Genomic DNA, 7,373 nt, shown 5'->3' with positions numbered 1-7,373 from the left:
CAAACCAACCTTGACACCCTCCGCCGCGTGGAGGAACTGCTGCCGCACCTGGCGATGCTCGGCTACTCGGCCCGCTCCGATCTGGCAGCAGGCACGGTGCGCATATCTCCACTGATGCTCGTCTGCGCCGAGAACGCGTGGCGGCTGCCCGGCCATGTCGCAGAGACCGCGCACGCTCTGAAGCGGGCCGCTGCCTACCGGTCGGAGGAGTTCGGCACCCGCCACGACATCACCACCACACCGGCCGGACGCTACCTCGACATGGCGCAGACTCTCGCATCTACACAGATGATCTACGACTGGCAGACCATCAAATCTGGCGCTGTCCTGTGTGGGTCGATGCAGCTCACCCCGGCCGCCACCGAGCAACACCAGACCATGCTGGCTGTGGCAGCGTCCCTGTGGGCGCCCGACGGTGTGGCAAGCGTCGGCGCGAAGTCCAGCACGGGCGCAGGCATGGTGCGCATCGACGGGCTTGGCACGGACCCGCACATCGTGGATGCGTGGTCGGCCCGACTCAAAAACACCCGCGCCGATATCCTCGACCTGCTCACCGAGGTGGCGGGATGATCCAGCCAGTGAGGATCACCGCCCACCTCGACAGCCTGTCGATCGGGCTCACGGAGACCCCGATGATGCTCGACGGGCCACTGTCGTGGGCATGGTGGCAGTTGCAGGGGTCGGGCCGGATTGTTCCCGGCCAACCGCCCGGCGATGCGGTGTTGCCGCTCGCCCGGTGGATGGAGGCTGGAACATGGGGGTGGTGCGTGTCCCGCGCCCACCCCCATGTTGAGGCGCACACAGCGATCGAACTGCGCCGCAAACCAGCCGCCGATGCGATGGCTCGCTACACGAAGGATCAGAAATACCATCCCGGGCTCGGGCCCCACAAAGCCCGTGACGTAACCGTAGCTGCGGCCTGGATACCGCGTGTGTGGTGGGACGCAGACACCACTGACGTGGATGCCCTGCACGCCCTGCTGGTCGACGTGACACATCTGGGGGCGCATGCCGCCGTCGGATACGGGAGGGTGTCCGGGTGGAGCATCGAGGCGGGCGTCCGTGATGGGTGGAGAGATCGACCGATGCCCACCGAGGGTGGGCAGTTGCAACGCGTCCGCCCACCCTACTGGCACCACGGCGACCGAGTGGAGTGCGCGTGAGACCACCTTTCCCCTACGTCGGCAGTAAGACGATGATCGCCGCCAAAATCATCGTCTTACTGCCGGCCCACCGGCACTACGTGGAGGTGTGTGGCGGGAGTCTCGCGGTGCTGCTCGCCAAAACACCGTCGGAGGCGGAGACCGTCAACGACCTGGACGGTGATCTGGTCACGTTCTGGCGAGTGCTGCGCGACCAGCCGGAGGCGTTGGAGCGCGCATGTGTCCTCACACCCCACTCGCGCGTCGAGCTGTACGAAGCTATCGGGAGCGATGCGTCCAGCGAGGTGGAGCGTGCCCGCCAAGTATGGGTGCGGCTGACCCAGAACACGCTCCGCACCACCGAGCAGCGGCACGATTTCTGGGTCAAGAGGATCGCCACCGGCTCCCATCCCCACACCATGGCGTCGTGGGCGTCGCGGCTCGCCCCAGCAGCGGCCCGGCTCCACCGTGTCAGCATTGACCAGCGCCCCGCCGTCGAGATGCTTGACATGTACGACAAGCCCGGATGCCTGCTCTATATCGACCCCCCATACCCCGGCAGCGTCCGCTACCCGCACCACATGGATGACGGCAACCACCTGGCCCTGGTCAACGCGATCGCAACCGTCAACCACGCCGCCCTGGCGGTGTCCGGCTACCCAGACACCGTGTACGACACTGCACTCACCGCAGTCCGGGGATGGGCACGGCACCCTATCGCCGCCCGCGCACAGGTGCCGATGGGTCGCACCGTTCCCCGTACCGAAATCCTGTGGACCAAGGAGGCCCCATGCTGATCGACTCTCCCCGCATCACCGGACCCGACCGCAACCACTGGGCCGCACTGGAACGCTACGACAATCTCATCGCCGAAGCTGATTCGGCGCGCCTCGACCGGATCGAGGGGGAAGCCATCTCCGAAATCCGCCGCTTCCTTGATGCTGACGAGGGGTTCGTGTCCATGTCGTGGGGGAAGGACTCAGTGGTGGTCGCACACCTTGCCTACCTCGCCGACCCGCAGGTCACGATGAAGCGTGCCCGCGTGGCCGATTGGGAACCACCCGAAACCGACTGGGTGCGAGACGCATTCCTCGACACCCACCCGGGCATCAACTATCACGAGGCCCTGTACGAGGGCCGTGTCCCGCAGCGAGGCGAACCAGGGTTCGAGGCGATCCATGCCGACCCCAACCGCAAGGCAACCAACATCATGGCCAAACTTATCCCCGGCCGGTATGTGTCGGGGGTTCGGGCCGAGGAGTCGGCTGTTCGTGCCGGGTCGCTGCGCTGGCACGGCACCTCCACAGAGCGCACGTGCCGACCCATCATCCGCTGGACCGCCGTCGACGTGTACGCCTACCTGCACTCGCGCCACCTCCCCGTGCATCCCACCTACGCATTGAGCTTCGGTGGCAAGTTGGACCGTCGCTGGCTGCGCGTCCACATCCTCGGCTCCACCAAGGCGAAGCGGTCGGCTGTGCACGGACGCGACTCGGAAAGCTGGGAGGAAACCTATTATGGAGACGTGTTGGCGGCAGCCCGCGCCCGCCGTGCGCACTTGTGGGCTGAGCAGTGAATCGCCGCATCTGGGAGTTCTTGCCCGCCCGACGCTCACGCGGTCGGGTCACCACACCGTCGGTGATAGCCGCCAACATCGGCGCCTCAGTCGTAGAGGTGATGGCTGCACTACTCACCATGGAGCGCGACGGGCACGTCGTGCAGGACAGGCGAGGGTCGTGGCATCGAGGGGTGCCGCTACTCCCCAGCGCTCCGACCCGTTCGCCGCTCACGTCCAGACGGCGAGGAGGTGATGATTGATGACCCTCACCCTCACTGTCGGGCGCTGGGAACTCCACCTCACCATCGCACGACACGCACCCGACGAGCATCCCCTACCCGACGAGCAGGCCCCGCCCGTCCATATCGAGACCCCCATGTCCATCTACGTCGATCCCCTCCCGCAACCCTGCGGATTCACCCGCCCCATGGAGGCATAGTGACCGCAGACACCCGCGAGCAGCTCGCCCCCGACGAGGACAAGCGCTGGCAGGCGGAGCTGCTGGTGGCGAAGGCGAGGTCCGGCGAGGTCGGCCCCGTCCAACTGGAGATGCGCACGCACTGGGCGACCATCCTGCCCGGCGACGCGCCGACGCACTCACATCACCAGGTGCTCTACCGCGACGGGCAACTCTGGCACGACCCCCACCCCTCCCGAGACGGACTGCTCGCCGTCGAGGAGGCCTTCGTGCTCCGGCCACCGCCGGCAGCCGGACACGACCACGACCCGACACCCCAGGAGGACCAGTGACCCCCACCGCGAGCGCCTACGCCAGGCGCTCCGCAACCGACAGGAGACATCATGACCGTGATTGGTAGCGCGCATGCCCCTTGCTTCAGCTATGGGGTAAGCGCATCAAGTGACAGCGAAACCTGCTACACTGTCAACTATGAGCGGCAAGGTTGTGAGGCGGGCGTACAAGTACCGCTTCTACCCGACCCCGGAGCAAGCCGAGCACTAGCCCAGCCGTTCAACCACCAGTCGGCACCGCTCGATGAACTCCGCGTCAGTCAAGTCGTTCTTGAAAGCGTTGATCAGGCGGTCGCACCAGACGCAGTTATCCATGTCTCGCGGGTCCCCGCCGCGGCTTCGGGGTATGCGGTGGTCCAAGCTGGCATTCACGCCGGGCACAAGTTTGACGCCGGTGTAGTAGCAGCGGAATCCTTGCGCTTCGAGCTTGGCCCACAATGCCGCGTACTGGTCTCCTTTGAATCCGTACTTGTTGGCGATACCCTGCAGCCAATGCACGCGGCAGTAGTTGCTCGCGTGTGTCGATGGCGCAGAGCACGCCACGCAGAAGCCTGTACCTCGGCGACTTCGTCGGTATTCCGCGCCCCTTGCGCCGTATCGTTCCCGCGCTTTCTCGCGGCACTGGACGCAGTTTTTGTAGCGCTCATCCGGGAGGCGTGCTCCGCAGTTGTTGCAAGCGAGCCCAGTTTCCGCCCACTTGGCTCTCAGGTTCTTCTTGCGTTCCGCCTGGCGCTTGGAGTGATGATCTGCGCAAGGTCGGCAGAAGCGTGTGGTACCAGTCGGCCCCCGCTCTTCGCCGCAATCCTTGCAGAGTCCCGCCGCGATTCTTCGCGCCTGAGTTGGTTCGTATGCCATAAGGCGAGTCTACCGCATGTGGAGGCTCGCGGTTTCAGCCTGTGGAGATGGAGTGAGACCGCCTCGCTCCTAGAGCGAGGAGGCGTCCGTTGAAGAAGCAGGAATCCCCCGGCTTCAGCCGTGGGGAGCAAGTCAACGATCTGGACACCCTCAGAGTCGGGAGCCTCTTCTCGGGCTACGGCGGCTTGGATCTCGCGCTAGAGGCCGTCTTCCCGACAGCCCAGGTCGTGTGGACCTCCGACATTGACTCGGGAGCGCGCAAGGTGCTCGCGAGTCGCTACCCCGACGCCCCCAACCTCGGCGACGTGACGCGCGTCGACTGGAGCACCGTCCCGCCCGTCGACCTCATCACGGGCGGATCCCCATGCCCAGACCTCAGCACCGCCGGACGACGCGCCGGCATGACCGACGGCACCCGCTCCAACCTGTGGGTCACCATGAGAGAGGCAATCGCCCATGTCCAACCCACATACGTCGTCTGGGAGAACGTCCGAGGAAGTCTCTCCGCTAAGGCCGCTAGCGACCTGGAACACTGCCCGGGATGTATGGGAAGTCCCGATGACAGAGGGCCTGTTCTGCGAGCACTTGGACGTGTACTCGGAGACTTGGGTGACCTCGGGTTCGATGCGGAATGGCACGGCCTACGAGCGTCCGACGTCGGCGCCTGTCACCAGCGGTTCCGAGTGTTCGTCCTCGCTTGGCGACGAGATGCTGCCGACGCCGACCACGCAGGACGCCAAGAATCTGGGCGCCCCATCGCAAATGAGGCGGAACACGCTGCCGTTGAACACGCGGGTGCTGCGGCTCTGAGAATGCTCCCCACGCCGCGGTCGTCGGACACCCACGGCGCGGGCGAGCATGGCACGGGTGGGCCTGACCTGCGCACCGTCGTGACCATGCTCCCCACGCCGGCCGCTGGCGCGTTCAACGACGGCGAGGACGTGGACGCATGGCAGGCCCGCCGAGACTGCGTCAAGGCCGAACTGGGCAACGGCAACGGCTTCGGGATGCCACTGGGTATCGCCGTCGCCACGCTCCCCACGCCTTCCGTGGCCGATGCTACGGGTGGGCATGAGCGACGTGGCGGCGCGCGCGGCGGCGAACTACTACTCAAGGGCATCGCATCCCACGAGCAGTTCGGACAGTACGCCCCTGCCGTCGCCCGTCAGGAGGTCGCGTTCGGGCACCCCGCGCCGTCGCCAACCGAGCCCGGCAAGAACCGGCCACGCCTCGCCGCTGCGTTCGCCGAATGGATGATGGGTCTGCCGCCCGGATGGGTCACCGACGTGCCCGGAGTCACCCGCAACGAGGCGCTGCGGCTGGCAGGCAACGGCGTCGTGCCGCAGCAGGCCGCTGCGGCCCTGGCAGACATGCTCGACGCGTACCGCGACCGACGCGAGGCCCCACCGACCACCGACATGGCCGCCTACGACTCCAACATTGAGCGGATGGTGCGCCTGTACCGGGACCGTGACCAGCTCCGCACGCGCCTAGCCCGGCTACCGAGGGAGGACTCACCGGCAGCCGGACACGACCACGACCCGACACCCCAGGAGGACCAGTGACCCCCACCGCCCAGCACGTCCGCCGCTGGCTCGCCGAGCTGGCAGACCTTGCCACCCTCCTCCCAACCGCGCTCATCACCAGATCGCCCGACGACACCCAGCGACGCACTGCACCCGGCAGTCGCCCACCAGTCCGACTCGATGTCATCCAGCTCCTCAACAACACGCTCGCGCAGGACGTGGCAGCCGGACGCGCCGAATGGATGGACCCCGACCGAGCAGGCCTCCTGCCCTACCTGTGGACCTGGTGCCGAGACATCGAGGCCGACGCCCTCGACGCAGGACTTGCCCCCGACGACCTGCCCGACACCGTGGCCGGATGCTGCTCATGGCTCGCCACCTGGCTCGACTTCGCCCAGACCCTGCCCCAGTGGGACGAGCTGGTGTGGGGCATCGACCGCTGCTGGCGCAACACCCGTGCCGCCACCCGAGGCGTCCGCGACGACGACCCACCCCGACACGCCCGATGCAACCGCTGCCACATCGGCACCCTCACGCCATCAGGCGACGTGTGGACCTGCACCGACTGCGCCCGCATCATCTCCATCACCGCCGTCAGCCTCCCCGACGCTGCCCGCCTCACGGGCATACCCCTCCGCACACTCCAAGCATGGGCGGCCAGATCACTCCTCGATCGGGGCGTCGCAGACCCCGACGACCAGCGACGCACGCTGTATGACCTCGGGACCATCCGGCGTGTCGCAGCAGAAGCACAACTCAGATCGTCGTGATATGCTGCGCCTAGTTGCCCATCAGTGCGCCCTCGCGCCGGTGGGCATTATGCATGTAGGGGGGCGACAGATGGGGACCTCTGACTGTGGCTGGTGCGAGCGATGCGGGTTACCCCTACGGCACGGCAAGGACGGGGCGCCGTGGTGTCCCGAGTGTGATCGGTGAGCGCGCATGTCTGCGCAGGTGACTGGTGGGGCCGCTGAGTGGGGCGGGAAGCGAGCACAGGATGCGCTCGCTCTCGTGCGCCGACATGGGCAGGCGGGCGACCTGCCATGCGTCATCTGCGGCATGCCGATCGACTACAGCCTGCGCCACCCACACAAGCAGGCGTGCACCGTGCAGCACATCAAGCCCCGAGCCACACATCCGCACCTGACCTGGGAGCAGAGCAACTGGGCACCAGCTCACGCCGATTGCAACACCGCGCAGGGATCGCGGATCGCTGTCGGTCTCGGTCTTGTGTCGCCTTGGTTGAGCTAGTCCCGACGAGCGGGAGTGAACGCCCACACGGCGCATCCCGCAGCGAAGGTCAAGCCAGCGAGTGAGACGAGAAGCGACCCGCCCTCAGTCAGGCTGTCATTCATCCGTAGGCGGTCAGATGGCCACCATGTGGCCGTGACGTAGAGGCCAAGGAGGGCGCCCGACAGGGCTAGCAGGACACGGTACGCCCACTCGGCGGCGCTGCGATCAGACATGAGGTCAGTGTAGTCAAGCAAGGGTGCGCGGCGTTCGAACAAGCACCAGAAAAATATCGCACACATGATCTAATGT

The 7,373-nt window shown here is 66.5% G+C and carries 11 protein-coding genes; 9 read left to right on the top strand and 2 right to left on the bottom strand.

What is annotated here, in order from left to right:
• From ACTQ1S_RS09015 to ACTQ1S_RS08990, 6 genes are all read left to right on the top strand, one after another.
• The coding region (locus ACTQ1S_RS09015) for a hypothetical protein (protein ID WP_441547539.1) at window positions 1–570 on the top strand (570 nt) is incomplete at its 5' end.
• Window positions 567–1,163, top strand: a complete 597-nt coding sequence (locus ACTQ1S_RS09010; RefSeq protein ID WP_441042301.1) for a hypothetical protein — start codon at window positions 567–569, stop codon at window positions 1,161–1,163. The genes ACTQ1S_RS09015 and ACTQ1S_RS09010, both read left to right, overlap by 4 nt.
• Window positions 1,160–1,939, top strand: coding sequence for a DNA adenine methylase (locus ACTQ1S_RS09005; protein ID WP_441399537.1), 780 nt, complete (start codon window positions 1,160–1,162; stop codon window positions 1,937–1,939). The genes ACTQ1S_RS09010 and ACTQ1S_RS09005 overlap by 4 nt, the downstream gene beginning before the upstream one ends.
• Window positions 1,933–2,718, top strand: coding sequence for a phosphoadenosine phosphosulfate reductase domain-containing protein (locus tag ACTQ1S_RS09000; protein WP_441042276.1), 786 nt, complete (start codon window positions 1,933–1,935; stop codon window positions 2,716–2,718). Before ACTQ1S_RS09005 ends, ACTQ1S_RS09000 begins: the two co-directional genes overlap by 7 nt.
• A gap of 420 nt (window positions 2,719–3,138) precedes the next feature.
• Complete coding sequence (locus ACTQ1S_RS08995) at window positions 3,139–3,450, top strand: hypothetical protein (RefSeq protein WP_441140858.1); 312 nt, start codon at window positions 3,139–3,141, stop codon at window positions 3,448–3,450.
• Window positions 3,451–3,589: 139 nt separating this feature from the next.
• Complete coding sequence (locus tag ACTQ1S_RS08990) at window positions 3,590–3,661, top strand: helix-turn-helix domain-containing protein (protein ID WP_441042374.1); 72 nt, start codon at window positions 3,590–3,592, stop codon at window positions 3,659–3,661.
• On the opposite strand, the gene ACTQ1S_RS08985 is transcribed toward ACTQ1S_RS08990, so the two are convergent.
• Window positions 3,658–3,993 carry an HNH endonuclease gene (locus ACTQ1S_RS08985; RefSeq protein ID WP_441547538.1) on the bottom strand — a complete coding sequence of 112 codons (336 nt, stop codon included), beginning with the start codon at window positions 3,991–3,993 and terminating at the stop codon, window positions 3,658–3,660. The two genes, ACTQ1S_RS08990 and ACTQ1S_RS08985, sit on opposite strands and share 4 nt — an antisense overlap.
• A 401-nt stretch (window positions 3,994–4,394) precedes the next feature.
• Between ACTQ1S_RS08985 and ACTQ1S_RS08980 the strand changes: the two genes are divergently transcribed.
• Both ACTQ1S_RS08980 and ACTQ1S_RS08975 read left to right on the top strand, forming a co-directional pair.
• Window positions 4,395–5,870, top strand: coding sequence for a DNA cytosine methyltransferase (locus ACTQ1S_RS08980; RefSeq protein WP_441140855.1), 1,476 nt, complete (start codon window positions 4,395–4,397; stop codon window positions 5,868–5,870).
• Window positions 5,867–6,601, top strand: a complete 735-nt coding sequence (locus ACTQ1S_RS08975; RefSeq protein ID WP_441227399.1) for a hypothetical protein — start codon at window positions 5,867–5,869, stop codon at window positions 6,599–6,601. The genes ACTQ1S_RS08980 and ACTQ1S_RS08975 overlap by 4 nt, the downstream gene beginning before the upstream one ends.
• 115 nt (window positions 6,602–6,716) lie before the next feature.
• Here ACTQ1S_RS08975 and ACTQ1S_RS08970 read toward each other — a convergent pair whose 3' ends face one another.
• The gene (locus ACTQ1S_RS08970; protein ID WP_441538958.1) at window positions 6,717–6,947 is read right to left on the bottom strand and encodes a hypothetical protein; all 231 of its coding nucleotides are present in this window, start codon (window positions 6,945–6,947) and stop codon (window positions 6,717–6,719) included.
• Here ACTQ1S_RS08970 and ACTQ1S_RS08965 point away from each other — a divergent pair.
• Window positions 6,891–7,082, top strand: coding sequence for an HNH endonuclease (locus tag ACTQ1S_RS08965; RefSeq protein WP_441184316.1), 192 nt, complete (start codon window positions 6,891–6,893; stop codon window positions 7,080–7,082). The two genes, ACTQ1S_RS08970 and ACTQ1S_RS08965, sit on opposite strands and share 57 nt — an antisense overlap.
• The last annotated feature ends 291 nt before the right edge of the window (window positions 7,083–7,373 follow it).

The organism is Collinsella sp. LCP21S3_D3, assembly GCF_052118305.1.
In the GTDB taxonomy this organism is placed as follows: Bacteria; Actinomycetota; Coriobacteriia; order Coriobacteriales; family Coriobacteriaceae; genus Collinsella.
The sequence above is the reverse complement of the archived record's forward strand: the minus strand, read 5'-3'. Positions and strand labels throughout refer to the sequence as shown.

Excerpts from the sequence above, each read along its gene's own strand:
- ACTQ1S_RS09010 (WP_441042301.1), top strand. The coding sequence starts at position 567 with ATGATCCAGCCAGTGAGGATCACCGCCCACCTCGACAGCCTGTCGATC.
- ACTQ1S_RS09000 (WP_441042276.1), top strand. The coding sequence starts at position 1,933 with ATGCTGATCGACTCTCCCCGCATCACCGGACCCGACCGCAACCACTGG.
- ACTQ1S_RS08965 (WP_441184316.1), top strand. The coding sequence starts at position 6,891 with ATGCCGATCGACTACAGCCTGCGCCACCCACACAAGCAGGCGTGCACC.